The sequence below is a fragment of the Pseudomonas sp. ok266 genome, assembly GCF_900110195.1.
GTDB lineage: Bacteria > Pseudomonadota > Gammaproteobacteria > Pseudomonadales > Pseudomonadaceae > Aquipseudomonas > Aquipseudomonas neuropathica.
This window is the reverse complement of sequence record NZ_FOCU01000015.1, coordinates 1-24,905: the sequence shown is the minus strand read 5'-3', so window position 1 is coordinate 24,905 and position 24,905 is coordinate 1. Positions and strand designations below refer to the sequence as shown.

Annotated in this window: 27 protein-coding genes and 1 pseudogene; 16 read left to right on the top strand and 12 right to left on the bottom strand. The window is 58.2% G+C overall.

Annotation, left to right across the window (positions count from 1 at the left end; genetic code table 11):
- Nucleotides 1–264: 264 nt before the first annotated feature.
- The gene (locus BMY54_RS25265; RefSeq protein WP_093439572.1) at nucleotides 265–1,830 is read right to left on the bottom strand and encodes a sigma-54-dependent transcriptional regulator; all 1,566 of its coding nucleotides are present in this window, start codon (nucleotides 1,828–1,830) and stop codon (nucleotides 265–267) included.
- A 391-nt stretch (nucleotides 1,831–2,221) separates the two neighbouring features.
- Between BMY54_RS25265 and phhA the strand changes: the two genes are divergently transcribed.
- The 6 genes from phhA to BMY54_RS25240 all read left to right on the top strand — a co-directional run bounded on the left by phhA (nucleotide 2,222) and on the right by BMY54_RS25240 (nucleotide 6,638).
- Nucleotides 2,222–3,013 (top strand): phenylalanine 4-monooxygenase, encoded by a 792-nt coding sequence (gene phhA / locus BMY54_RS25260; RefSeq protein WP_007965510.1) that lies wholly within the window; start codon nucleotides 2,222–2,224, stop codon nucleotides 3,011–3,013.
- Nucleotides 3,014–3,129: 116 nt separating this feature from the next.
- Nucleotides 3,130–3,486: a 4a-hydroxytetrahydrobiopterin dehydratase gene (locus BMY54_RS25255; protein WP_003222798.1), complete on the top strand. Its 357-nt coding sequence runs from the start codon at nucleotides 3,130–3,132 to the stop codon at nucleotides 3,484–3,486.
- Entirely contained in the window at nucleotides 3,486–4,679 is a 1,194-nt protein-coding gene (locus BMY54_RS25250; RefSeq protein WP_093439569.1) for an amino acid aminotransferase, read from the top strand. The genes BMY54_RS25255 and BMY54_RS25250 overlap by 1 nt, the downstream gene beginning before the upstream one ends.
- Nucleotides 4,680–4,950: 271 nt before the next feature.
- Nucleotides 4,951–5,082, top strand: a complete 132-nt coding sequence (locus tag BMY54_RS31070) for a hypothetical protein (protein WP_256573958.1) — start codon at nucleotides 4,951–4,953, stop codon at nucleotides 5,080–5,082.
- 71 nt (nucleotides 5,083–5,153) lie between these two features.
- Nucleotides 5,154–5,336: a hypothetical protein gene (locus tag BMY54_RS25245; RefSeq protein WP_093440150.1), complete on the top strand. Its 183-nt coding sequence runs from the start codon at nucleotides 5,154–5,156 to the stop codon at nucleotides 5,334–5,336.
- 114 nt (nucleotides 5,337–5,450) lie between these two features.
- Nucleotides 5,451–6,638: an MFS transporter gene (locus tag BMY54_RS25240; RefSeq protein ID WP_175559663.1), complete on the top strand. Its 1,188-nt coding sequence runs from the start codon at nucleotides 5,451–5,453 to the stop codon at nucleotides 6,636–6,638.
- Here the strand turns inward: BMY54_RS25240 and arfB are convergent.
- On the bottom strand, nucleotides 6,635–7,048 hold the full coding sequence (gene arfB / locus BMY54_RS25235; protein WP_007920134.1) for an alternative ribosome rescue aminoacyl-tRNA hydrolase ArfB: 414 nt from the start codon (nucleotides 7,046–7,048) through the stop codon (nucleotides 6,635–6,637). The two genes, BMY54_RS25240 and arfB, sit on opposite strands and share 4 nt — an antisense overlap.
- A gap of 156 nt (nucleotides 7,049–7,204) precedes the next feature.
- Here arfB and queC point away from each other — a divergent pair, with 156 nt between their 5' ends.
- Nucleotides 7,205–7,903, top strand: a complete 699-nt coding sequence (gene queC, locus BMY54_RS25230) for a 7-cyano-7-deazaguanine synthase QueC (RefSeq protein ID WP_093439561.1) — start codon at nucleotides 7,205–7,207, stop codon at nucleotides 7,901–7,903.
- A gap of 54 nt (nucleotides 7,904–7,957) precedes the next feature.
- On the opposite strand, the gene BMY54_RS25225 is transcribed toward queC, so the two are convergent.
- Both BMY54_RS25225 and BMY54_RS25220 read right to left on the bottom strand, forming a co-directional pair.
- Nucleotides 7,958–8,833, bottom strand: a complete 876-nt coding sequence (locus BMY54_RS25225) for a queuosine precursor transporter (RefSeq protein ID WP_093439557.1) — start codon at nucleotides 8,831–8,833, stop codon at nucleotides 7,958–7,960.
- Nucleotides 8,817–9,422, bottom strand: a complete 606-nt coding sequence (locus BMY54_RS25220) for a helix-turn-helix transcriptional regulator (protein WP_093440146.1) — start codon at nucleotides 9,420–9,422, stop codon at nucleotides 8,817–8,819. The genes BMY54_RS25225 and BMY54_RS25220 overlap by 17 nt, the downstream gene beginning before the upstream one ends.
- Before the next feature lie 532 nt (nucleotides 9,423–9,954).
- Here BMY54_RS25220 and glyA point away from each other — a divergent pair.
- Entirely contained in the window at nucleotides 9,955–11,304 is a 1,350-nt protein-coding gene (glyA, locus tag BMY54_RS25215) for a serine hydroxymethyltransferase (protein ID WP_093439553.1), read from the top strand.
- Between the two features lie 68 nt (nucleotides 11,305–11,372).
- Here glyA and BMY54_RS25210 read toward each other — a convergent pair whose 3' ends face one another.
- On the bottom strand, nucleotides 11,373–12,791 hold the full coding sequence (locus BMY54_RS25210) for an amino acid permease (protein WP_093439548.1): 1,419 nt from the start codon (nucleotides 12,789–12,791) through the stop codon (nucleotides 11,373–11,375).
- Between the two features lie 893 nt (nucleotides 12,792–13,684).
- Here BMY54_RS25210 and BMY54_RS30685 point away from each other — a divergent pair.
- Nucleotides 13,685–13,822 carry a hypothetical protein gene (locus BMY54_RS30685; protein WP_003222780.1) on the top strand — a complete coding sequence of 46 codons (138 nt, stop codon included), beginning with the start codon at nucleotides 13,685–13,687 and terminating at the stop codon, nucleotides 13,820–13,822.
- A 71-nt stretch (nucleotides 13,823–13,893) separates the two neighbouring features.
- Complete coding sequence (locus BMY54_RS25205; RefSeq protein WP_093439543.1) at nucleotides 13,894–14,859, top strand: M29 family metallopeptidase; 966 nt, start codon at nucleotides 13,894–13,896, stop codon at nucleotides 14,857–14,859.
- A gap of 218 nt (nucleotides 14,860–15,077) precedes the next feature.
- Here the strand turns inward: BMY54_RS25205 and rluB are convergent, their stop codons facing one another.
- The 6 genes from rluB to BMY54_RS25175 form a co-directional block, all read right to left on the bottom strand.
- Nucleotides 15,078–16,301: a 23S rRNA pseudouridine(2605) synthase RluB gene (gene rluB / locus BMY54_RS25200; RefSeq protein WP_093439538.1), complete on the bottom strand. Its 1,224-nt coding sequence runs from the start codon at nucleotides 16,299–16,301 to the stop codon at nucleotides 15,078–15,080.
- A gap of 143 nt (nucleotides 16,302–16,444) precedes the next feature.
- Nucleotides 16,445–16,636: a DUF1289 domain-containing protein gene (locus BMY54_RS25195; protein WP_034153249.1), complete on the bottom strand. Its 192-nt coding sequence runs from the start codon at nucleotides 16,634–16,636 to the stop codon at nucleotides 16,445–16,447.
- Between the two features lie 159 nt (nucleotides 16,637–16,795).
- The gene (scpB, locus tag BMY54_RS25190) at nucleotides 16,796–17,782 is read right to left on the bottom strand and encodes an SMC-Scp complex subunit ScpB (protein ID WP_093439535.1); all 987 of its coding nucleotides are present in this window, start codon (nucleotides 17,780–17,782) and stop codon (nucleotides 16,796–16,798) included.
- 11 nt (nucleotides 17,783–17,793) lie between these two features.
- Complete coding sequence (locus tag BMY54_RS25185) at nucleotides 17,794–18,492, bottom strand: segregation and condensation protein A (protein WP_172828192.1); 699 nt, start codon at nucleotides 18,490–18,492, stop codon at nucleotides 17,794–17,796.
- Between the two features lie 123 nt (nucleotides 18,493–18,615).
- Nucleotides 18,616–19,245 (bottom strand): L-threonylcarbamoyladenylate synthase, encoded by a 630-nt coding sequence (locus tag BMY54_RS25180; protein WP_093440143.1) that lies wholly within the window; start codon nucleotides 19,243–19,245, stop codon nucleotides 18,616–18,618.
- A 13-nt stretch (nucleotides 19,246–19,258) separates the two neighbouring features.
- A complete protein-coding gene (locus BMY54_RS25175; protein WP_093439532.1) occupies nucleotides 19,259–20,122 on the bottom strand; it encodes a PHP domain-containing protein in 864 nt (287 codons plus the stop codon).
- 87 nt (nucleotides 20,123–20,209) lie between these two features.
- Here BMY54_RS25175 and BMY54_RS25170 point away from each other — a divergent pair, with 87 nt between their 5' ends.
- From BMY54_RS25170 to BMY54_RS25145, 6 genes are all read left to right on the top strand, one after another.
- Entirely contained in the window at nucleotides 20,210–20,809 is a 600-nt protein-coding gene (locus BMY54_RS25170; protein ID WP_093439529.1) for a septation protein A, read from the top strand.
- A 1-nt stretch (nucleotide 20,810) separates the two neighbouring features.
- Nucleotides 20,811–21,110, top strand: a complete 300-nt coding sequence (locus BMY54_RS25165; protein ID WP_007919677.1) for a YciI family protein — start codon at nucleotides 20,811–20,813, stop codon at nucleotides 21,108–21,110.
- Between the two features lie 149 nt (nucleotides 21,111–21,259).
- The gene (locus BMY54_RS25160; protein WP_038363742.1) at nucleotides 21,260–21,670 is read left to right on the top strand and encodes an SH3 domain-containing protein; all 411 of its coding nucleotides are present in this window, start codon (nucleotides 21,260–21,262) and stop codon (nucleotides 21,668–21,670) included.
- A gap of 7 nt (nucleotides 21,671–21,677) precedes the next feature.
- Entirely contained in the window at nucleotides 21,678–22,355 is a 678-nt protein-coding gene (locus BMY54_RS25155) for a response regulator transcription factor (RefSeq protein WP_093439526.1), read from the top strand.
- 229 nt (nucleotides 22,356–22,584) lie between these two features.
- Nucleotides 22,585–23,034 carry a Spy/CpxP family protein refolding chaperone gene (locus BMY54_RS25150; RefSeq protein WP_093439522.1) on the top strand — a complete coding sequence of 150 codons (450 nt, stop codon included), beginning with the start codon at nucleotides 22,585–22,587 and terminating at the stop codon, nucleotides 23,032–23,034.
- A 175-nt stretch (nucleotides 23,035–23,209) separates the two neighbouring features.
- Nucleotides 23,210–24,550 carry a sensor histidine kinase gene (locus tag BMY54_RS25145; RefSeq protein WP_093439518.1) on the top strand — a complete coding sequence of 447 codons (1,341 nt, stop codon included), beginning with the start codon at nucleotides 23,210–23,212 and terminating at the stop codon, nucleotides 24,548–24,550.
- 74 nt (nucleotides 24,551–24,624) lie between these two features.
- Here BMY54_RS25145 and BMY54_RS30755 read toward each other — a convergent pair.
- Nucleotides 24,625–24,905 (bottom strand): annotated as a pseudogene (locus BMY54_RS30755) (IS481 family transposase); the annotation flags it as partial.

Here is a 24,905-nt window from a genome sequence, read left to right as displayed (position 1 = left end):
CCGCTGTACTGCTGAGCCATAAGCAATTTGCAGACCAACTTTTTTCTGGCGGGCAAAGGCCCGGTAAACAAAGGACTTGGGGGATGGCGAGGGGATATTTGAAATGTATCGAAGTCGAAAAACCGGCGGTGTTATGCCGCTTGGCGGCAATCCCTCGAATGATCGTTCCCACGCTCCGCGTGGGAATACCTCAATGGACGCTCTGCGTCCGCTTTGGGACGCGGAGCGTCCCGGGCTGCATTCCCACGCAGAGCGTGGGAACGATCACGTGCTGCCCGACTCTTTGCCGACTTCGTATTCACGCAGCTTGTTGGCAATGGTGGTATGCGAAACCCCCAAACGCTTACCCAATTGCCGACTGCTCGGATGCTCGGAATACAACCGCTCCAGCACCGCTTTTTCGAATCGCCCGACAATCTCGTCCAACCCGCCTTCCAGCGAGAAATCGCCAAGCGGCTGACGCACGCCGTAATCCGGCAGGCGAATATGCTCGGCCTTCACCGTGCCGCCATCGCACAGCGAAACTGCCTGAAACAAAACGTTCTCCAGTTGCCGCACGTTGCCCGGCCAGTGGTAATGACTGAGGCGATCCATCGCCGCCGGCGCCAGTTTCGGCAGTGTGCAACCGATCTGCCGACTGGCCTGATCGAGGAAGTGCTCGACCAGCGGCGTCAACCCGTCGAGGCATTCGCGCAGCGGCGGGATGTGCAGAGAGAGCACGTTCAAGCGGTGATACAAGTCCTGGCGAAACTCGCCGCGCGCGCACAACTCCGACAAGTCGACCTGCGTCGCACAGATGACTCGCACATCCAGATAAACCTCTTCATCACTGCCGACCCGGCGAAAGCAACCGTCCTGCAAAAAGCGCAGCAACTTCACTTGAAGACGCGGGCTCATCTCACCGACACCGTCAAGAAACAGCGTGCCGCCCGCCGTCAATTCCAGCAGCCCGAGCTTGCCTTCGGCGCGCGCACCTTCGAACGCGCCCGGGCCGTAACCGAACAACTCAGTCTCGGCCATCGACTCCGGCAGGCCTGCGCAGTTGAGCGCCATCAACGGCGACTGCCCACGCGGACTGGCGAGGTGACAGGCGCGCGCAAGCAATTCCTTGCCGGTACCGGTTTCGCCCTCAATTAATAGCGGAGCGTCGAGCGGCGCCATACGCCGTGCTTCGCGCACCACGGCGGCCATCACTTTCGAGCTCTGGAAGATGCTGTCGAAACCACGCAGCTCCTGCTTGCGCACGTTATAGATACGCTCGCCAACGCGGTCAGCGCGATGCAAGGTCAACACCGCACCGGCCATGGCCTCGCTGTCGTCGTGCTCCGATTGCAGCGGCGCGATGTCGGCCAGAAAGATGTCGCCCTTGACCTTGACCCGCATGCCGTTGATTCGCGATTTGTTGGCGCGCACCAGCTCTGGCAAATCGAAATCCTCGGCGTAACGCGACAGCGGAATCCCCGGCACTTCATCGACGCGCACGCCGAGCAACTGCGCCGCCGCGCGGTTGGCCGCCACGATCGAGCCGCCCATGTCGATCGACAGCACCGGAAACTCCAGCGCGCCGAGCAGCGCATTCAACTCCATGTGCCGACGTTCGCTGGGCATCAGCCCAACCCGCTTGACGCCAAACACCCCGGCGATCGCCTCGAATTTCGGGCGCAACGCCTGGAACTGGATGTTGATCAGGTTCGGGCAATGCAGATAGATCGCGTTGCCATGCTCACCGCCGACCTCACCGCGCGCGACGTTGATCCCGTAGGCAACCAGCAGGTTGAGAATGTCGCGCAGGATGCCGATGCGGTTCTGGCAGTGGACTTTGATGCGCATATATAAGGCCCGACAAGATTGGGAGTTGAATACCGACCCTGTGGGAGCGAGCTTGCTCGCGAAGGCGTCAGCACATCCAGCATTGATGTGTCAGACCCAGCGCTTTCGCGAGCAAGCTCACTCCCACAGGTATTGCGGTGCGCCCGGAGCCCATTTTTCTGCCGAGGCACGCAGATAGTTGTCAAGATTATGTGACAGCCATCGGCCTTTTCAAACCCATGAATAGCCGCAAACGCGATATATCCGTCAAAGCGTAACGATTATTTTACAAATTCAGACGAATTTTCCTACGCGCATCGCGATCAACCTACTGCAAACCACATCGCTCTCAGGTAATTCTGAATCCATCGCTGGACATAACAAGAACGAATTCCCCTAGCAGGAGAGCAGTATGAAGCAGACGCAATACGTGGCCCGCGAGCCCGATGCGCAAGGTTTTATCGACTACCCCGCCGAAGAACATGCGGTGTGGAATACGCTGATCACTCGCCAACTGAAAGTGATTGAAGGGCGTGCCTGCCAGGAGTACCTGGACGGTATCGAAAAACTCGGTCTGCCCCACGACCGCATTCCGCAACTCGGCGAAATCAACAAAGTGCTTGGCGAGACCACCGGTTGGCAGGTCGCCCGCGTGCCGGCACTGATCCCCTTCCAGACCTTTTTTGAACTGCTGGCCAGCAAGCAATTTCCGGTGGCTACGTTCATTCGTACCCGCGAAGAGCTGGACTACCTGCAAGAGCCGGACATTTTCCACGAGATCTTTGGTCACTGCCCGCTGCTGACCAACCCGTGGTTCGCCGAATTCACCCACACCTACGGCAAACTCGGTTTGCAGGCGACCAAGGAAGAACGCGTGTACCTGGCGCGCCTGTACTGGATGACCATCGAGTTCGGCCTGGTCGACACCCCGCAAGGCAAACGCATTTACGGTGGAGGCATCCTGTCTTCGCCAAAAGAAACCGTTTATTCGCTGTCGGACGAACCTGAGCATCAGGCGTTCGATCCGCTCGAAGCCATGCGCACGCCGTATCGCATCGACATCCTGCAACCGCTGTACTTTGTCCTGCCGAACCTCAAGCGTCTGTTCGACGTGGCCCATGAAGACATCATGGCCATGGTTCGCCAAGGCATGCAGCTGGGTCTGCACGCACCGAAGTTTCCGCCGAAACCGAAAGCCGCGTGAACCGCGACTTTTGCTGACAATTGAGCCTGTCCGTCGCCGCCACTTTGGTTTAGCGTGACGGCATTGACAGCTCAAACGTTTTAATAAAAAAAACACACTCGATTCAGGAATACACCATGTCCACTTTGAACCAAGCCCACTGCGAAGCCTGCCGCGCCGATGCGCCACAAGTCAGCGACGAAGAACTGCCGATCCTGATCAAGCAGATCCCTGACTGGAACATCGAAGTCCGCGACAGCATCATGCAGCTGGAGAAAGTTTTCCTGTTCAAGAATTTCAAGCACGCCCTGGCGTTCACCAACGCGGTCGGCGAGATTTCCGAGGCCGAAGGTCATCACCCGGGCCTGCTGACCGAATGGGGCAAAGTCACCGTGACCTGGTGGAGCCATTCGATCAAAGGCCTGCACCGCAACGACTTCATCATGGCTGCGCGCACTGACGAAGTGGCCAAGACCGCAGAAGGACGCAAGTAATGCACTTCGACGCCATCGGCCGGGTACCCGGCGACCCGATCCTCGGTTTGATGGAGGCGTATGCGCAGGACACCAACCCGCGCAAATTCGACCTGGGCGTTGGCGTCTACAAGGACGCTCAAGGCCTGACGCCAATCCCGGAGGCGGTGAAAATCGCCGAAGCGCGGCTGGTCGAAAGCCAGGACACCAAAACCTACATCGGCGGCCACGGCAACCCGCTGTTCGGCAAAGTCATCAATCAGTTGGTGCTCGGTGCCGACTCGAAGCTGATCGCCGCACAACGTGCCGGCGCCACCCAGACGCCGGGCGGCACTGGCGCCCTGCGCCTGGCTGCCGACTTCATCGCCCAGTGCCTGCCGGGCAAGGGCGTGTGGCTGAGCAACCCGACCTGGCCGATCCACGAAACCATTTTCGCCACGGCCGGGGTCAAGGTCAGTCACTACCCGTACGTGGGCAGTGACAACCGTCTCGACGTCGATGCCATGCTTGCCGTGCTCAACCAAGTGCCGAACGGTGATGTGGTGCTGCTGCACGCGTGCTGCCACAACCCGACCGGTTTTGACTTGAGCCATGACGACTGGCAGCGCGTGCTCGATGTGGTGCGCAGCCGCAATCTGCTGCCGCTGATCGACTTTGCCTACCAGGGCTTTGGCGACGGTCTGGAACAGGATGCGTGGTCGACCCGCTTGTTCGCGGCAGAAGTGCCAGAGTTGCTGATTACCAGCTCCTGCTCGAAGAACTTCGGTCTGTACCGCGACCGCACCGGTGCGCTGATCGTCTGCGCGAAAACCGCCGACAAGCTCATCGACATCCGCAGCCAACTGGCCAACATCGCCCGCAATTTGTGGTCGACACCGCCAGATCATGGTGCTGCGGTGGTCGCAACCATCCTCGCTGATCCCGAGCTGAAAGCCCGCTGGGCCGATGAAGTGGAAGCCATGCGTTTGCGTATCGCGCAGTTGCGCAGCGGCCTGGTTGAAGCGCTGGAGCCGCATGGCCTGCGCGAGCGTTTTGCACACATTGGCGTGCAGCGCGGGATGTTCTCTTACACCGGGCTGTCGCCGGAGCAAGTGAAACAACTGCGTGAGCATCACAGCGTGTACATGGTCAACTCGGGCCGGGCGAACGTCGCCGGCATCGACGCTACGCGCCTCGCCTTGCTGGCAGAAGCCATCGCCAGCGTCTGCAAATAGTCTAAACACCGCAATACCCTGTAGGAGTGAGCCTGCTCGCGATAGCGGTGTATCAGCCAGCATTTTAGTTGACTGATACACCGCTATCGCGAGCAGGCTCACTCCTACATTTGTTCTGTGGTGACCTTTCGTTTTTGCCTCCCCTGCGGCCATCTGTCGCATTAATTTGAATTAAAAGTCTGATTGTCATTTTTCCTGCTGTATCCTGCGCAGGCTTTCAAGAAGCGCGGATCTACCAGATCTATCAACAGACTTAGCGAGGAGCGCAACCATGCACGAGATTCCTAATCTCCCCTTCCCAAGCCTGCACGTACCTGAGCAGACGACCACGCAGCAAGCCGGAGCCCAACAGCCCGAGCAGAAAGAAGCCGTTGAGAGCCGCCCGGCCGACAACGAAGAGTAAGACCCCGTCGTACAGACCGTGTGGAAAGCGCTAACATGCGCTTTCCACACTGCCTGAACCCCGAGCCTGCCATGACCGACGAATTCTCCGAAAGCCAAGCTGCCGTCCTGATCGGCACCACCGAGAAAATGATCGAGATCTGGAACCGCCTCTCTCCCGAGAAACAGGCCGCCCTGCTCGCCCGCTTCGGCAGCGAAGAAAATGCCCTCGCGGCGCTGGTCACCACACAACTGGTTGCCCCGGCCAAACCCTGAAGCGGCCTCCCGGCAAATAGTTTTACTTTTCCCGCCTCAGAAGCCTCTACGCCGGTATCATAAGCAGCCTATCTAATCTGCCGTTCCCGTGGATCGTTACCCATGTCGCCCTCTATGTCCGAGCCCCAGCGCCCCCTGGCGGTCACGCTGCAAGTCGTTTCCATCGTCCTCTTCACCTTTATCGGTTACCTGAACATCGGCATTCCGCTCGCGGTGCTGCCGGGCTATGTGCACAGCGATCTGGGCTTTGGCGCGGTGATTGCCGGTCTGGTGATCAGCGTGCAATACCTCGCGACCCTGCTCAGCCGTCCGTATGCCGGCAAGATCATCGACAACCAAGGCAGCAAACGCGCTGTGATGATTGGCCTGGCCGGGTGCGGCTTGAGCGGTGTGTTCATGTTGATTTCGGCGTGGACACCGAACCTGCCGATGCTCAGTTTGATCAGTCTGTTGATCGGTCGCCTGGTGCTGGGCAGCGCTGAAAGCCTTGTCGGTTCTGGTTCGATCGGCTGGGGCATTGGCCGGGTTGGCGCGGCAAACACCGCCAAAGTAATTTCCTGGAACGGCATCGCCAGTTATGGCGCACTGGCAGTTGGCGCACCGTTCGGCGTGTGGCTGGTCGGCCAGTTGGGATTGTGGAGCATGGGCGTCAGCATCATCTTGCTGGCGATTCTTGGTCTGGCGTTGGCCTGGCCGAAAACCGCCGCACCGATTGTGGCGGGTGAACGCCTGCCGTTCATGCATGTGCTCGGTAAAGTGTTTCCCCACGGTTGCGGCCTGGCGCTGGGCTCGATCGGCTTCGGCACTATTGCCACCTTCATCACCCTGTATTACGCGACCCAGCATTGGGACAACGCGGTGCTGTGCCTGAGCCTGTTCGGTGCCAGCTTCATCGGTGCGCGCCTGCTGTTCGGCAATCTGATCAACCGCCTCGGCGGCTTTCGCGTGGCGATTGCCTGCCTGTCGGTGGAGACACTGGGCCTGCTGCTGTTGTGGCTGGCACCGGACGCACATTGGGCGCTGGCCGGTGCGGCGCTGAGCGGGTTTGGTTTCTCGCTGGTGTTCCCGGCGCTGGGTGTGGAGGCAGTGAATCTGGTGCCGGCTTCAAGCCGTGGCGCAGCGGTCGGTGCTTATTCACTGTTCATTGATTTGTCGCTGGGGATCACCGGGCCATTGGCCGGGGCGATTGCGGCAGGCTTCGGCTTTGCTTCGATCTTCCTGTTCGCCGCTCTCGCTGCATTGAGCGGATTGGCCTTGAGCGTCTATCTGTACAAGCACACGGCCAAGTACCGCGAAGACTAGAAGTCCACTTTGCCGCGCCCGGCCTTGATGCTGCCGCGCTTGGTTTTCGATTCAAGCCGGCGCTTCTTCGAGCCGAGGGTCGGCTTGGTGGGGCGGCGTTTCTTTTCGACTTTGGTGGCGCTGAGGATCAGCTCGACCAGACGCTCAAGCGCATCGGCGCGGTTGGCTTCCTGCGTGCGGTATTGCTGGGCCTTGATGATCAACACGCCATCGCTGGTGATGCGACTGTCGCGCAACGCCAGTAGTCGCTCCTTGTAAAACTCGGGCAAGGACGAGGCCGGAATGTCGAAGCGCAGGTGCATCGCACTGGAAACCTTGTTGACGTTCTGCCCACCGGCGCCTTGCGCGCGGATGGCGGTCAGTTCGATCTCGGCATCGGGAAGATGCACGTTGTTGGAAATCACCAGCATGGAAAAGCGTCCGTAATCAGAGTGCACAGGATACCGCGATTAGCTGCAAAGCGACCTGCGGCCTGCGGGCGCAACTTCCAGCGCACTTATATCGAGCATCATTTCGAGTTACCATTGCGACCTTTAAATTTACCCGTTTATGCAGGAAGCAAACTTATGAGCAACAAGGCAGTTATCGTTTTCAGTGGTGGCCAGGACTCTACGACCTGCCTGATCCATGCGCTGACCCACTATGATGAAGTCCACTGCATTACCTTTGATTATGGTCAGCGTCACCACGCGGAAATTGAAGTTGCCCAGCAACTTTGCAAACAGCTTGGCGTGACCGTTCACAAGGTAATGGATGTCTCTCTGCTGAATGAACTGGCGATCAGCAGCCTGACCCGCGACAACATTCCCGTGCCGACCGTCAACAGCTCCGGAGAAAGTCTGCCGAGCACTTTCGTACCGGGAAGAAACATTCTGTTTTTGACCCTCGCGTCTATCTATGCGTATCAGGTTCAAGCCCGAACAGTCATTACCGGTGTTTGCGAAACCGACTTCTCGGGTTACCCGGATTGCCGCGATGAGTTCGTCAAGGCGTTGAACAACGCGCTTGAACTGGGCATGGATTACAAGTTACGTCTGGAAACGCCACTGATGTGGCTGAACAAAGCCGAAACCTGGGCACTGGCTGATTACCACAATCAACTGGACCTGATTCGTCATCAGACGCTGACCTGCTACAACGGTATAGCTGGAAGCGGATGCGGCGACTGTGACGCGTGCAATCTTCGCGCGAAAGGCCTCAACGAGTTCCTGGAGAACAAAGAGCAGGTAACCAACAGTTTGAAATTGAAACTCAAACTAAAATAAGACACAAAAAAACGCTCGCCTGGGACAGTCCAAGCGAGCGCTTCTGCTATTCGATCAAACCTGGCTTCCCGTCAGATACTTCTTGAACAGCGACCGCGCCCCATAAGCGGGCATGATATTAAAGAAAGCAAAACCCACTTTGATCGCGATCTGCACATAGATCATGCTCAAGATCGCACTGTTCTCCATCGTTCCATAGAATGCGATGTAACAGAACAGAAAGCTGTCGATGATCACTGCAAACAATGTACTCAAGAATACTCGCAAAAACAGGAATCTGGAGTTGGTCAGTTCCTTGATCTTGCACAACAGATACGAGTTTATGTTTTCGGACACCAGAAACGATATCGAAGACGCTACCAGAACAGAAGACAATTGACTGATCACGTCATTGTAAGGTCCATCGAGCTTCCACCCCGGCAACCCCGGCAAATGGGTGGTGATCGCCAATAGAATGATAATCGCCGCATTGCTGATGAACGCAAAGAGAATTGCCCGGCGCGCCAGCCGCAGACCAAAGGTCTCGTTCAACAAGTCAACGATCAGAAAGGTCAGCGGGTAAAGAAAGGTTCCCGGGGTTACGACAATGTCAAAGTAATCCAGGTAGATCGGCTTGGTCGCCGCAATGCTGGTGAAAATATAAAGCGTGAACAGCATCAGGTTCAGGATGATGTAAATCATCCACGAACTTTCATGACGATCATTGATTTCGTATGCCGTCAGCGCCCCACCCTGGGAGTAGAACTTCTTGTAGAGGTTTTTCACTTCGATTTTATTCAGATTATCCATAATCTCACTATTCAACACTTCACTCAGTTTTATTTTAATTATCTTGCCTGTCGCGATGACCATGATAACGGCCAGGCTTTTTCCATTTTCGAACCCCAGCAATTTGTACTTGCTGTTTTCCATTTCAACACTGCAATCCATTAAATCGTTCCTCGATTACATCTCCGATCACGCATACACGATCCGCATCAAAGCTGCCTTCATGGCTTATAGATAACTTCGCTGTGATTTTGTCATACACCAGTTTTTCCCTGTCGCTGGTAGATGCTCCTTTCTGCACGATCAACAGTTCACCGGGTTCATGCAGACCGCTGATTTCGTTTTCCAGCAGCACACCAATCAGATTAAAAGAAGCGCCAAAATAGTAAGTCAATGGATAAATCGTCGCCAACTCACCAATTCTCTTATCCAGGCTTTGCAGCAGCAGACTTTCTTTAATCACCGGAACCGCCGCCGGATTCATATTCCCCTGTGGCGAAATACTGCTTTCGATTATTTCCTTCTCTTCAAAATCAATCGTTTCTATTTCCTCGTAAGACACGCCGAAAAAATCAGAAATCTTACGTACAGTGGACTGCTGTACATTGACCACTTTGCCTTCAAGGATGTTGTAGATGGTGGTACGCGTCAAACCACTGGAGTGACACAAGGACAACTGCGTCTCCCCGCGACTCTTTATCAGGTATTTGATGTTGTTCTTCAGATTCTCCGATCTTTCTCTTCTGTGCATCACATGCTTATCATCCATTTTTAACTGCAATCAATGTCACGTCCCGAATGATCATTCCGGACATACACAAGTGAGGTAGGAAATTGCAGTTATATCCCTGTCAGTGCCGCGCAGGATCATAGCATTCTCCCTCCCTGGGTTCGGTATAAAAAGTCAGCTTTCACAGGCTGCTTCCGCCAACGTGCGGGGTCATTTCAGCCTCGGTAATGAATGGTCAGTTCCTTTCGACTTCCACCCAAGGCCTGAAAATCGGCTCCGGGCAATGCCTGTTTTACACCCGACACGACTACAAAAAGAATCATTTTCTTTGAAGAATGTTCATTTTTTTGATTAATTCTGTGGCGTTCCTCACTGAAAAATTTATGATGCGTCAATCCGGCGTCCCATTCTCGAGAGTGAAAGGACGAAAAAAACGGGGGCCTGTACAGGGTTTAGTTTTGCGCGCACAGCGGTCAAAACACGGATTCGCCTGTACAGATCCGGCAAGCAAGGACATGCGCAAATCTCGCAAAACCAGGGAAGGAATCAAGCAATGGCAGTCATTACTGAACCGCTCAAGAACCAGGCTGACATGTTGCGTCGTGGCCTGACGGATCTTCGCGCAGAAGATGCCGAACTGGCGGCCATTCTCGACGCGGAAATCACGCGTCAACAGCACACGCTTTCACTGGTCTCCTCCTCCTGCGCAGTTCAGCCGCGAACCTTGGCGGCCTGCGCTTCCGTGCTGGTCAACGTGACGGCAGAGGGCATGTCCGGCAAGCGCCACAGTGCAGGGTGCGAGAACGTCGAACTGGTCGAGTCGCTGGCCATCCGCCGAGCGCGGCAACTGTTCGGCGCGCAATACGCCAACGTGCAACCACACTCAGCGTCGAACGCCATATACCAAGTCCTTACGGCCTTGATGGAGCCTGGCGATACCCTGTTGGGTATGGCGGTGGAGCACGGTGGTCATCTCACCCATGGCAGCCTCGCGGCGTTTTCGGGCGCCTACTACAAGGCGATCCAGTACGGCACGACATCCGACGGTCTTATTGATTACGACAAAGTGCGCCTGCTGGCGCTCGCCCATCGCCCACGCGTCATCCTCTGCGGCGCCACCGCCTATTCACGCGTAGTCGACTTCACGCGGTTTCGCGAAATTGCCGATGAAGCCGGGGCCATCCTGCTCGCCGACATTTCGCATATCGCCGGGCTTGTGGCCACCGGTCGGCATCCAGGTCCGATCGACGCCGCACATGTCACCGTCACCTGCACGCACAAGCAACTCGCCGGGCCTCGGGGTGGCGTGATCCTCAGCGGTGCTGATGCGAACACCAAGATTCCCGGCTTGAGAACCACCTTCAGTCGCCTGCTGGATGAAGCCGTTTACCCGCGAATGCAGGGTGCGCTCGCTGCCAACATGATCGCTGCGAAGGCTGCCGCGCTGGGTTACGCCATGTCGGCAGAATTCGACGTCTGCATGGCGCAGATCCGCAGTACTGCGGATGAAATGGCCCGCGCCTTCCAGGCACAGGATTACGAAGTGGTTGGCGGCTGCAGTGAAAACCATACGGTACTGGTTCGCTTGCGTGGCGACATCACGGGCGCTATCGCGGAGGCGGCACTGGGTCACTGCGGGATCATCGTCAATCGCCATCGCGTTCCCGGCGATCACCGCTCGACACTGGTGACGAGCGGACTGCGCATCGGCACGGGCGCTCTGGCGCAACGCCGGGTCGATGTCCACGGCAGCCGCCAGATCGTCGATTTGATAGTGCGGGTTCTGAATACGGTAGCGCCGCTCGGCGAACAGGATTACACACTGGAACCCCTGCTCCTCGCGCAGTTTCGCTCAGAGGTCGAAACCCTGTGCAGGGACTATCCTCTCGCCGACTACCAATAGCGCTCCAACATTTTCAGCCATAAAAAAACCCGGCACTCAGGCCGGGTTTTGTTTTTCTGCATCAGCGCTTACTTGGCAGCACCTGCCGCGTGCACGGCCTGCTGCGCGCCGCGCTTGTTCTTGATCACGTAGCAGACCCACATGAACACGACCCACACCGGAATCGCATACACCGAGATCTGAATGCCCGGGATCAACAGCATCACGCCGAGGATGAAGGCGACGAATGCCAGGCAGATGTAGTTACCGTACGGATACCACAACGCCTTGAACAGCGGCGTCTGTTTGGTCTTGTTCATGTGCTGGCGGAACTTGAAGTGCGAGAAGCTGATCATCGCCCAGTTGATCACCAGCGTCGCAACCACCAGCGACATCAGCAGTTCCAGCGCGTGTTGTGGAATCAGGTAGTTGAGCAGCACAGCCACCAGCGTCACTGCCGCCGAAGCCAGAATCGAACGCACCGGCACACCGCGCTTGTCGATTTTCGCCAGCGCTTTCGGCGCATCACCCTGCTCGGCCATGCCCAGCAGCATACGGCTGTTGCAATAGGTGCCGCTGTTATACACCGACAACGCAGCGGTCAGGACCACGAAGTTGAGGATGTGCGCGGCGGTGTTGCTGCCGAGCATCGAGAACACTTGCACGAACGGGCTGCCGCTGTACGAATCGCCAGACGCGTTAAGGGTTTCCAACAAGCTGTCCCATGGCGTCAGCGACAGCAGGATCACCAGTGCACCGATGTAGAAAATCAGGATTCGGTAGATCACCTGATTGATCGCTTTCGGGATCACGGTTTTCGGCTTGTCCGCTTCAGCGGCGGTGAAACCGAGCATTTCCAGACCGCCGAAGGAGAACATGATGATCGCCATGGCCATCACCAGACCGCTCACACCGTTCGGGAAGAAACCACCGTGCGACCACAGATTGCTCACCGAGGCTTGCGGGCCGCCGTTGCCGCTGACCAGCAGGTAGCTACCCAGCGCAATCATGCCGACGATCGCGACGACCTTGATGATCGCGAACCAGAACTCCGCCTCACCGAAGACTTTGACGTTGGCCAGGTTGATCGCGTTGATCAGCACGAAGAAAGCCGCTGCAGAAACCCAGGTCGGGATATCCGGCGCCCAATAGTGAATGTATTTGCCGACCGCGGTCAGCTCCGACATGCCCACCAGAATGTACAGGATCCAGCAGTTCCAACCGGACAGGAACCCGGCAAAGCCGCCCCAATACTTGTGCGCGAAATGGCTGAAGGAACCGGCCACCGGCTCTTCGACAATCATCTCGCCCAACTGGCGCATGATCATGAAGGCGATGAAGCCGCAAATGGCGTAGCCGAGGATCATCGACGGGCCGGCGGATTTCAGTACCCCGGCCGAGCCGAGGAACAATCCGGTACCGATCGCGCCACCGAGGGCGATCAGTTGAATATGGCGATTTTTCAGGCCGCGTTTCAGCTCGCCTGATTGCGAGGGTTGTCCACTCATGAAAAAGGTCTCACGCAAGGTTTGATGGTGTTCAGTAGACGTTGCTGCAAGGTTGCGATTTCAGGCAGCCCCGATCAAACCCCAGCGCAGGCACCAGGAGTTCAGCTTATTTACAACGGTCATGCGTCACCTGTTTGTTTTTATCTGTGACGAAATCGAACCCGAAACGCTTGTGGCGCCACGGAGTGAACAAGGCGGATAGCCTTGAGATTTGCGCGATTACGCAGAGGGTCACAGTTAAAACGCGGCGCATTGTACACCGCTAACCCCCTGCTGCCAGACCCCGCTGGATCAGCGTGGCGGTTGCCGGGATTGCGTGTGTCCGCCTCGAGTCACTCGAGCGGCTGCAAAAATTGAGTCAGGCCTTTGCAGGCCATCGGCGTGGACGAGGAAAAAATCGTCCCACGGAGAGAGATGGAGATCAGTCACGGCGTTCATTGCGCCTCCTTCTTGTTATGCACCTGCACGACAGGCATGAGGCGCATCTCACCCTGCAAACGGCGCTGAAACAAGCGCGCCAGAGCCTTGTCCGGCCCGCGGCGGAGCAGGCTTCGGCAGCTTTTCCTTACAGCGATCATGACGGGTTGGTTTCCCTCGGTTTTACCGGCTTTTTTGTAAACATTTCTTTACGATGCGTAACGCAGAGTTTCCATTTCAGAAATATCTGTCAGACGTCTGCAAATTGACGGTAGCTAGCTTGCTAATGAAACGTGCCGTTTAGTTTTTTGTTTTCAAATAAGAAAACTGCCGCCGAAAAACAGAATAAAAAGTCTATTTAAAAATTAAATGAATAATTTTTTGCATTACAAAAAACCCTGAACTAGGTTCTTCACGTCTTGCCGGCCACCTCGACCGGCCAGTCACAACCGTGAATGTCATCTAGGAGATCGACCATGCAAGCACTGGAAAAAGACTTGGATACCGAACTGCAACTGGACGAATGGTTTGAAGCACCGACCCACGAGGCGGCTGTAGAAATGATGCAAGCCGACGCGGTAGTTCCGTTCGGCACGGCGATGTGGCCTCTGTAAGACATCTCCGGGCAGGCACGATCCGGCCGGTCGTGCCTGCCGCTTTCTACACGGTCAGTCAGGGAGGATTCATGGAAAAGCCCCGCGCGATCTCGCATTTCCTTTACTACCTCGAACACCACCCCGCCCTTGCCGGCCTCGACTCGGCGAAGGTATTGCTCGGCCACACGGCTGATTACGAAGCGCTGACCGGCGCGATCGCCGAACAGGCAGGCGATCATCCTCGTTTCCAGTTCAGCAGCCGACGTCTGGACCTGGACAGCACTGCAACGCTGACCTCGGCAATCACCGACAGCGATCTGTACATTTTCTTCTACGACTCTTCCACCTTGCCCAACCCACGCCCCGACGGCCCGGAATTCGTCCGCGCGCTGCAAGCGGTGATGGCGGAGAACTGGAAGAAGTCGCTGCTGTTCAAGGATTATGGCGATTATTTCTATGACACCTTCAGCGTCACGCCGCAGCGGATTGCTGGCCTGAACAGTCACCTGATCCAGCGTATGTCCCAGGCGACCACGCTGAGTTTCAAAGACGATGACGGCTCATGGTTTGAAACGCCGCTGAGCAGCATCAAGAAGTGGACCGATATCAACGGCATCGGCAACTTCGACCTGGCCCCCGGCGAAATCGCCACGCACAGCGAAGCCATCAATGGCCATGTGAAATTCAAGGGCACGTTCCTCAGCACCATCCCGTTTGCGCGCAAATACGGCGTACTGGAATCGCCGTTGGAACTATGGATCGAGAATTCGACTATCAGCCGCATCGCCACGGAGGTGCCGGGGCTGGAGCATGATTTCAACAAGTATCTGGACGCCAATCCGTCGAACAGGCGGATTGAGGAGTTGGGGATTGGCACCAATGAAGGCGTGAAGGATTTGTATGCGCGTAATGCCGGGTTTGAGGAGCGGCATTGTGGCTTGCATCTCGGATTGGGCGGCGGGGCCAAGGGCAGCCATCACCTGGACCTGATCTTCTCGGGCGGTGTTTTGGCGCTGGATGATAAACCTGTGTTTGATGGACGCTTTGTGTTCTAGCCCCAAGATTTCTTTATTGAAGCTACCGGCCCTTTCGCGAGCAAGCTCGCTCCCACAGGGGATTTGTGTACGACACAGGTCCAATGTGGGAGCGAGCTTGCTCGCGAAGAGGCCCTGCCAGGCGCTACATACCTTTCATCAGACGAAAAAAAACGCCAACCCTGAGGTTGGCGTTTTTGCTTTAGCCTGAAGCTTGCCGCTAGAAGCTCGCAGCTGCCTTATTCCGGCTTCTTGCGACCAAACCCCGGACGCTGACCGGAACCGGCCGGTGCGCCACGACGCTTGCCCGACGGTTTGTCACCGTCAACCAGCTTGATCCCCGGACGCTTCGGCGCAGGTTTGGCCGGGCGCTTGTTGGTGGTGTCCGCTGGACGATCCGCCACAGGCGTGCCACGACCGCTCGGAGCACCACGCTCGCCACGTTCAGTGCGACCGTTGGCCGGACGCGGAGCGCGCTCGCCGTCACGGGCGACAACTGGCTTGCGACCTGGGCGCTCGCCTTCGATCTGCGGCTCACGGCTCGGGCGTGGGCCGGTCGGCGCGCCAGCGGCTGGACGCAGGGTGCGTACGCGCTCGGTCTTGCCCATCGGGCGCGACGATTTGCGCTGCATACGCTCAAGCTTGTCTTTGCTCTTGGCGTTCAGTTGCGGCATCGCTACCGGCGTCAGGCCGACTTCAGCACTGAGGATGTCGACTTCGTACTGGCTCATTTCGCGCCAGCGCCCCATCGGCAGGTCGGAGTTGAGGAACACCGGACCGAAACGCACGCGCTTCAGACGGCTGACCACCAGACCCTGCGATTCCCACAGACGACGAACCTCACGGTTACGGCCTTCCATCACCACGCAGTGATACCAGTGGTTGAAGCCTTCACCGCCCGGTGCCTGCTTGATGTCGGTGAACTTCGCCGGGCCGTCTTCCAGCACGACGCCGGCCTTCAGGCGCTCGATCATCTCGTCGTCGACTTCACCGCGTACGCGCACGGCGTACTCGCGGTCCATCTCGTAGGACGGGTGCATCAGACGGTTGGCCAGCTCACCGTCGGTGGTGAACATCAGCAGACCGGTGGTGTTGATGTCGAGACGACCGATGTTGATCCAGCGACCTTCCTTCGGACGCGGCAGCTTGTCGAACACGGTCGGACGGCCTTCAGGGTCGTCACGGGTGCAGATCTCGCCATCGGGTTTGTTGTACATGATCACGCGGCGGACCGATTCGGCCGCTTCTTCGCGCTTGATCACCTTGCCATCAATGGTGATGGCGTCGTGCATGTCGACGCGCAGACCGAGGGTGGCGTCTTTGCCATTGACCTTGATCCGGCCCTGGCTGATCCAGGATTCCACGTCACGGCGCGAGCCGACGCCGATACGGGCGAGGACTTTCTGCAGCTTTTCGCCTGCTGGGCCGATTTCCTGGTCGTCTTTCTGAATGATGTCGCTCATCTGGGCACCTCCCGGTGTGGTCTGTTCAGGCGGCGCCTGAAGCATTGAAATCTGGGTTCTCGGCCGAAGGGATCGGCGGAGGGTCGCGAATCATACGCGGATGTGCGCCATCGCGCATCAGAGACTAGCTGATCGATCGACAGTTATTTCTTTTTCCGCCGACCGGCGCCACCGAGTTTGATCAGGCGTAGCGCGGCTTCGGCCAGTACGCTGCGCTTGTCGTCCTTGTCGAGTTTCTTCCAGGCTTTGATTTCGCGCTTGCTGCGACCGCAGCCGAGACAGATGTCGTCGGTGAATTTGCAGAGGCTGATGCACGGGTCTTTGGTGGAACTCATCAGCATCTCCTGGCTTACGCTAAACCCTGTGGGAGCGACGGTGCGACGATTCGACTTGCTCGCGAAGGCGGCATGTCAGATACATCTTCTTTGAATGACACTCCGCTTTCGCGAGCAAGCTCGCTCCCACAGGGGCCGTCATTGTTCTCCGGATTTCACTCAGTCTTCGAACTCGCGGCGTTCGGCTTCGATGGCTTCGGCCAAGGCGCGGGCTTCGGCTTCTTCTTCGCTCAGCTCGGGTTCTGGCGCGGGTTGTTCGAGCGCGGCGACGGCGGCCAACAGCTTTTCGCGGGCTTCGGCGACGCCAAGAATGTCCTCTTCCGGTTCGGCTTCTGGCTCGGCTTCAAGTTCAACTTCAATCGCTGGCTCAGCGACTTCGGTTTCAGGCTCGGTCGTCGGCGCGTCACTGTCGCCCGCCTCACCATCCGCCGCATCTCGCAGCAAATCGTCGAAGTCGGTCTTGATCCCCTCCTCCATGCTGTCCAGCTCCAGCAGCAAGGTATGGAAACTGGTCTCTTCCTTCTCCTCTTCCGGCTCGGCGCTGGCGTCGGCCAACTCCTGCAAACCCTGCGGCACCGGAGCGTCGTCGAAATCGAGCACCGGGTCGGTTTCCATTTCGCGCAATTCGGCCAGCGGCGGCAGGTCTTCGAGGTTCTTCAGGTTGAAGTGATCGAGAAACATCTTGGTGGTGGCAAACATCGCCGGTTTGCCCGGCACATCGCGGTAACCAACAACACGAATCCACTCGCGCTCCAGCAAGGTCTTGACGATATTGCTGTTCACCGCCACGCCACGCACGTCTTCGATCTCGCCACGGGTGATCGGCTGACGGTAGGCAATCAGCGCGATGGTTTCGAGCAAGGCGCGGGAGTAACGCTGCGGGCGCTCTTCCCACAAGCGGCCGACCCACGGCGAAAACTTTTCGCGGATCTGCAAGCGATAGCCCGATGAGACTTCCTTGAGCTCGAAAGCACGGCCCTCGCAGGACTTGCCCAACAGGGTCAGGGCTTTCTTGAAGACCGCAGGCTCGGGCCGTTCGCCTTCTTCAAACAGTTCAAACAGGCGCTCAAGGGATTGCGGCTTTCCCGAGGCCAACAGAAAGGCTTCAAGCAGGGGGGCCAGCTCGCGGGGTTCAGTCAGGTTCATGTTTCGACTCGTTATTCGGCTCGGGCTCGCACGTGGATCGCGGCGAACGGCTCATTCTGCACCAGCTCGACCAAGGATTCCTTGACCAGTTCAAGGATCGCCATAAAGGTCACCACCACACCCAGCCGCCCTTCTTCGGCGGTGAACAGCTCGACGAACGGCACAAAACCGCCGCCCTTGAGCCGTTCCAGCACATCGCTCATGCGCTCGCGGGTGGACAGTGCTTCGCGGCTGACCTGGTGGCTTTCAAACATATCGCCACGGCGCAGCACTTCGGCCATGCACATCAAAATCTCTTCCAGCGCAACGTCCGGCAACAGCTTGCGTGCACGGGCTTCCGGGGCGTCGAGCTTGGGCACGATCACATCGCGGCCAACGCGGCTCAAGCCGTCGATGCCTTCGGCGGCCGCCTTGAAACGCTCGTACTCCTGCAAGCGGCGGATCAGTTCGGCACGCGGGTCGTCTTCTTCGTCTTCGACGGTTTCAGCGCGCGGCAGAAGCATGCGCGACTTGATCTCGGCGAGCATCGCGGCCATCACCAGATACTCGGCGGCCAGCTCCAGACGCACCGACTGCATCAACTCGACATAACCCATGTACTGGCGGGTGATTTCCGCCACCGGGATATCGAGGATGTTGATGTTCTGTTTGCGGATCAGGTACAGCAGCAGGTCGAGCGGGCCTTCGAAGGCCTCAAGGAAGACTTCCAGCGCATCCGGCGGGATGTACAGGTCCAGCGGCATTTCCATGACCGCCTGGCCATAGACCATGGCGAACGGCAGTTCCTGCTGAGCGCCGGCCTGGGGATCGACAACGGTTTCCACTGCGGACATTCAGGCCTCGACCATGAACGGCGCGGGGTCGCCGCAACCAACGCGGATCACTTCCGGGTCGTCGCCGGTCAGGTCGATCACGGTGGAGGCTTTGATGCCGCCGAAACCGCCGTCGATGATCAAGTCCACTTGGTGTTCAAGCAGTTGGCGCATTTCGTAAGGATCGCTGAGCGGGTCTTCGTCGCCGGGCATGATCAGGGTCACGCTCATCAGCGGCTCGCCGAGTTCGGCCAGCAGCGCCAGCGCGATCGGATGGCTGGGCACACGCAGACCGATGGTGCGCTTCTTCGGATGCAGCAACAGACGCGGCACTTCGCGGGTGGCGTTGAGAATAAAGGTGTAAGGCCCCGGCAGATGCGCCTTGAGAATGCGGAAGGTGCCGGTGTCGATCTTCGCGTAGTTGCCCAGTTGCGACAGGTCGCTGCAGATCAGCGCGAAGTTGTGCTTTTCATCGAGTTGACGCAAACGGCGCACGCGCTCGATGGCGGTCTTGTCGCCGATCTGGCAGCCGATGGCGTAGGAAGAATCCGTGGGATAAACCACCACCCCGCCTTTGCGGATGATTTCGACCGCCTGTTTTATCAGGCGCGCTTGTGGGTTTTCCGGATGTATCTGGAAAAATTGACTCACATTTTCTACCTGTTCAGACGGCGGCAATATCTGTGTCATGTTTGAACCGACACCACAGGGGTGGAAGGTCCTCGGGAACCGGCCGGTACTGGCCGATCTCTGACCAGCCGCCAGGGCCATGGAAGTCACTGCCGGCGCTGACCAGCAGACCGAACTCACGGGCAAGGATTGCCAGGCTGCCGACCTGTTCCGCAGGCTGATGGCCATTGACCACCTCGATCGCATGCCCGCCTGCTTGAATATAGTCGGCAATCAGCTTCCGGCGCTTGCTGCGGGTGAAATCGTAGTGCCACGGATGCGCGAGGCTGACCCAGGCCCCGGCGGCACGCAGTGTGCCAACGGTGTCTTCCAGCGTCGGCCAGTGCAACTTGACATCACCCAGCTTGCCGGCGCCGAGCCATTTGCGGAATGCCTCGGCGCGATCCTTTACAAAACCTTCACGCACCATCCAGTCGGCGAAATGCGGACGGGCCGGGGCGTTGCCACTGTCACCCAGTTCCTGCTGGACCTGCCGGGCACCTTCGAGGGCACCGGGCATGCCCTTGAGGGCGAGCTTGCGGCTTATTTCTTCCGACCGCAGCCAGCGGCCATCGTGCAATCTGGCAATCGCTTCGACCAACGGTGTGGCATTGACATCAAAACCGTAGCCCAACACATGAATCGTCGCGCCGCCCCAGGTGCAGGACAATTCGACGCCGTTGACCAGTTGCATGCCCAATTCGTTGGCGGCCGTGCGCGCTTCGGCGAGGCCTTCGAGGGTGTCGTGGTCAGTCAACGCCAGGACTCGCACGCCGTTCTCGAACGCACGCGCAACCAGAACCGCAGGCGCGAGGGCGCCATCGGAGGCCGTGCTATGGCAGTGCAAATCAACATTCACGGGGAGTTGTAACCTCAAATCAGCTGGCGCTATCGCGCGCCCATATGTTTGTTATTATGCCGCCACATCCAGCTTCTGGCTCTCACTGTGAAACAATTCATCGATTTCATCCCGCTTCTGCTGTTCTTCATCGTTTACAAACTTGATCCACGGGTCGTCGACATCGCTGGCCATGAAGTGACTGTAGGCGGTATTTACAGCGCCACGGCGATGCTGATCATCAGTTCCCTGGTGGTGTACGGCGCGTTGTTCATCAAACAGCGCAAGCTGGAAAAGAGCCAATGGCTGACCCTGATTGCCTGCCTGGTGTTCGGCAGCCTGACGCTGGCCTTCCACAGCGAGACCTTCCTCAAGTGGAAAGCCCCGGTGGTCAACTGGCTGTTCGCCGTCGCCTTCATCGGCAGCCACTTCATCGGTGACCGCCTGCTGATCAAACGCATCATGGGCCACGCACTGACCCTTCCGGATCCGGTCTGGACCCGCCTGAACATCGCCTGGATCGGCTTTTTCCTGTTCTGCGGCGCTGCCAACCTGTTCGTCGCCTTCACCTTCCAGAGCTACTGGGTGGACTTCAAGGTGTTCGGCAGCCTGGGCATGACCTTGGTATTCCTGGTCGCACAGGGCATTTACCTGTCGCGTCATCTGCACGATGCCGATACCACAACAACACCAAAAACCGAGGACTGACATGCTCTACGCCATCATTGCCACCGACGTCGCCAACTCGCTGGAAGCACGCCTGGCCGCGCGCCCTGCGCATCTGGAACGCCTGCAAGCGCTCAAGGGCGAAGGCCGCATCGTACTGGCCGGCCCGCACCCGGCCGTCGACAGCAATGATCCGGGCGCTGCGGGTTTCACCGGCAGCCTGATCGTCGCCGAATTCGACTCGCTGAGCGCTGCGCAGGCATGGGCCGATGCTGATCCGTACATCGCCGCGGGTGTCTACGCCAACGTGGTCGTCAAGCCGTTCAAGCAAGTCCTGCCTTAAACGTCCGGTGATGAGGGGATTTACCCCTCATCACTCGCGACACTGCCTCATGCAATGAACCTTCCTGGTTCTTGCTGCTCTCAATCGCTCATTATTCTCGTTTGCCTGCCGACAACCTGCCCAATATCCATTTGGAAACAGGTGTCGCGATGCGCAAGGGTCCGTTGTGTCTGATGTTGGTCACGTTGTCGATCATGGCACCCGCCCATGGTGAGGAAACCACCGAAGGCGGCAGTTCCACGCCATTGTCGTTAAGCGCCGGCAGCCAGATCACCGAGTTGCAGCAGCGCCTCAAGGCCAGCGAGCAGCAACGGGAAGAACTGAGCAAACAACTGCAAAATGCCGACAATACCCGCGAAAGCGCCCAGCTCGCCCGGTTGCGCCAGGAGAACCAGCGTCTCAAGCTGCAACTCAAGGAAGCCCAGGCCAGCCCGCTGCCGCGTCTGCTGACTGATCAGCAGCAATGGTTCGTCACGGGCGCCGGAGTAGCGCTATTGGCGCTGCTCTGCGGTATCTTTGCCAGTGGAGCAAGCCGAAAACGTCGGCAATGGCTAAATTGAGTGAGTCATGAGCGAGCTGTTACTGATTGATGATGACCAGGAGTTATGCGAACTCCTGAGTAGCTGGCTGAGCCAGGAAGGCTTCCATGTGCGCGCCTGCCACGATGGCCAGAGTGCGCGCAAGGCGTTGGCCGAAACGGCCCCGGCGGCGGTGGTGCTGGATGTGATGCTGCCCGATGGCAGCGGTCTGGAACTGCTCAAGCAACTGCGCAACGACCACGCCGATCTGCCGGTGCTGATGCTTTCGGCCCGGGGTGAGCCGCTGGATCGCATCCTCGGTCTGGAACTGGGCGCCGACGATTATCTGGCCAAACCCTGCGACCCACGAGAACTGACCGCTCGCCTGCGCGCCGTACTGCGCCGCAGCCACCCGGCGGCAGTCTCGACGCAGCTTGAGCTGGGCGATCTGAGTTTCAGTCCGGTGCGCGGCGTGGTCAGCATCGACGAGAAAGAACTGACCCTCACCGTTTCCGAAAGCCGTCTGCTCGAAGCCCTGCTCAAGCAACCCGGCGAGCCGCTGGACAAACAGGAACTGGCGCAGATCGCCCTCGGCCGCAAGCTGACCCTGTACGACCGCAGCCTCGACATGCACGTCAGCAACCTGCGCAAGAAGATAGGTCCGCATCCCGACGGCCGCCCACGCATCGTCGCGCTGCGCAGCCGCGGTTACTACTACAGCCTCTGAGGCTCCCCCTTGTAGGAGTGGGCCTGCTCGCGATAGCAGTGTGTCAGTCGACATGTTCTTGCCCGATACACCGTTATCGCGAGCAGGCTCACTCCTGCAGGGTGTGTTTGTCAGGTCAGCGCTCGAGTGTCTTTACCGAAGCTTTACGCAGTGCTGACCGCCGCTGACCTTGATCTCCGTAATCTGAACTCATCCGGAACGTACCGGGAACGAGACAAGGAGATACACCATGCGCAAGACTCTTATCGCTCTGATGTTCGCTGCCGCTCTGCCAACCGTCGCCATGGCCATGCCGCAAGACGATGGCCCGATGGGTGGCCCGCTCGACGGCCCACGCCACGGCGGTCAGATGCACGGCATGCACGGCAAAGGCCCGTACAGCCAACTCGACCTGTCCCGCGAACAGCGCGAACAGATCCGTAAGATCATGGGCGAGCAGATGCACGAGCGTAAGCAAGTGGTCGACAAGTATCTGGAAAAACTCTCGCCGGCTGACCAGAAAGCCATGAAGGACGAGATGGCCGCCAACCACAAGAAAGCCGAGACGGATGTTCGCGCCGTGTTGAAACCGGATCAACAGAAGAAATTCGACGAGATCCAGAAAAAACAGGCCGAGCGTCGCGCCGAATGGGCCGAGTTCAAGGCGTGGAAAGCGCAACAGGCGCAAAAGGCGCAATAATGCTCTAACTTCAGGCCCGACGGCTCACCCCGTCGGGTCTGTTTTCACCCGTTCAACTGTGGGAGCGAGCTTGCTCGCGAATGCGGTGTATCAGACGAAGAAATGTTGACTGACACACCGCTTTCGCGAGCAAGCTCGCTCCCACATGGGTTTTGCATTGCTTTGAGGATTTTCTGTGCGTTCATTGTTCTGGCGTATTCTCGCGAGCTTCTGGCTGGCCATCGCTCTGGTGGCCGGGCTGTCCATTCTGCTCGGGCACATGCTCAACCAGGACGCGTGGATCCTCAGTCGCCATCCGGGCCTCAACACCCTCGCCGGCGAATGGACACAAACCTACGAAGCCCAGGGCGAGGAAGCTGCCCAGGACATCCTCGAACAGCGCAAACGCCAATATCACATCGATGTTCAGGTGCTGAACGAATCCGGCGACCCGGTGGTTCGCGGCACCTTCCCGCGCCGCGCAGCCGCGTTCGAAGCCCGCCAGAACAATGATGACCGGCGTCTGCCATGGCGACGTCTGACCGATGAATTCACCAGCGAAAAAACCGGTGACACCTACCTGTTCATCTACCGCATCCCGCATCCGGAACTCGACTCTTGGCACCGCGAAAGCCTGCTTTGGCCATTGAGTGCGCTGGGGATTGCGCTGGTGGTGCTGACCCTTTTCAGTCTGCTGGTGACCTTCTCCATCACCCGCCCGCTCAGCCGTTTGCGCGGCGCGGTGCATGATCTCGGGCAGACCACTTATCAGCAGAACAGCTTGGCGAAACTGGCCAACCGCCGCGACGAATTTGGCGTGCTGGCCAACGATTTCAACCGCATGGGCGCGCGCCTGCAAAGCCTGATTGGCAGCCAGCGACAGCTGTTGCGCGACGTTTCCCACGAATTGCGCTCACCGTTGGCGCGGCTGCGTATCGCCCTGGCCCTGGCCGAACGCGCCAACCCTGAAGAACGCGAGAAACTCTGGCCACGCCTGACGCGCGAGTGTGATCGGCTGGAAGCGTTGATCAGTGAAATTCTGGTATTGGCGCGGGTCGATGCCGACAACGCCAGTGCTGAAGAGGTGGATCTGAATGCGTTGCTCGGCCTCTTGCAGAAGGACGCAAAACTGGGATCGCCCGAGCAGATCGTGCGTCTGGATGCCGAACCGCAGTTGAATCTGAAAGGCTGGCCGACCATGATCGAGCGCGCCGTCGATAACCTGCTGCGCAACGCCCAGCGCTTCAACCCGGAAGGTCAGCCGATTGAAATGCAGGCTTCACGTCAGGGTGAAAAAATCATCGTGAGCGTGCGCGACCATGGGCCGGGGGTGCAGGCTGAACATTTGAGCCAGTTGGGCGAGCCGTTTTACCGGGCGCCGGGACAGACGGCGGCGGGACACGGTTTGGGCCTGGCGATTGCGCGAAGGGCGGCGGAGCGGCATGGTGGGAGTTTGACGCTGGCCAATCATCCGCAGGGTGGGTTTATTGCCAGCCTGGAATTGCCGTTGGTGCCCGGAGCGGTGGTGCAACTTTAAGAGCCTAAAAGCTACCCTCACTGTAGAGACCGGTACATCCTTTACAAATTAGACCGGGGACATCGTTTACACCTTTACAGGCTTGAAACGCGTTTGGCGCCTCTTTCAAGCCTGCCTAAACAGTGGCTGCAAAGGTACAGTTCCCAAGCGTCACCAGCCACTTCCTTCAACGCGATGTCCTCTCCAATTAGAGCCTCTCCTAGAAAAATCAGCTGTCCTTTCCATTTAATTTCCCCATTTGACCGAACCTTACGTACTTCAACATCGGAACCGTATTCAAGCGCAGGCAAGTAACCGGGATAAGCGCGTATCGACGGGCGATAGACAGATGCCGGCGGTTTCATGCCCAGCGCGG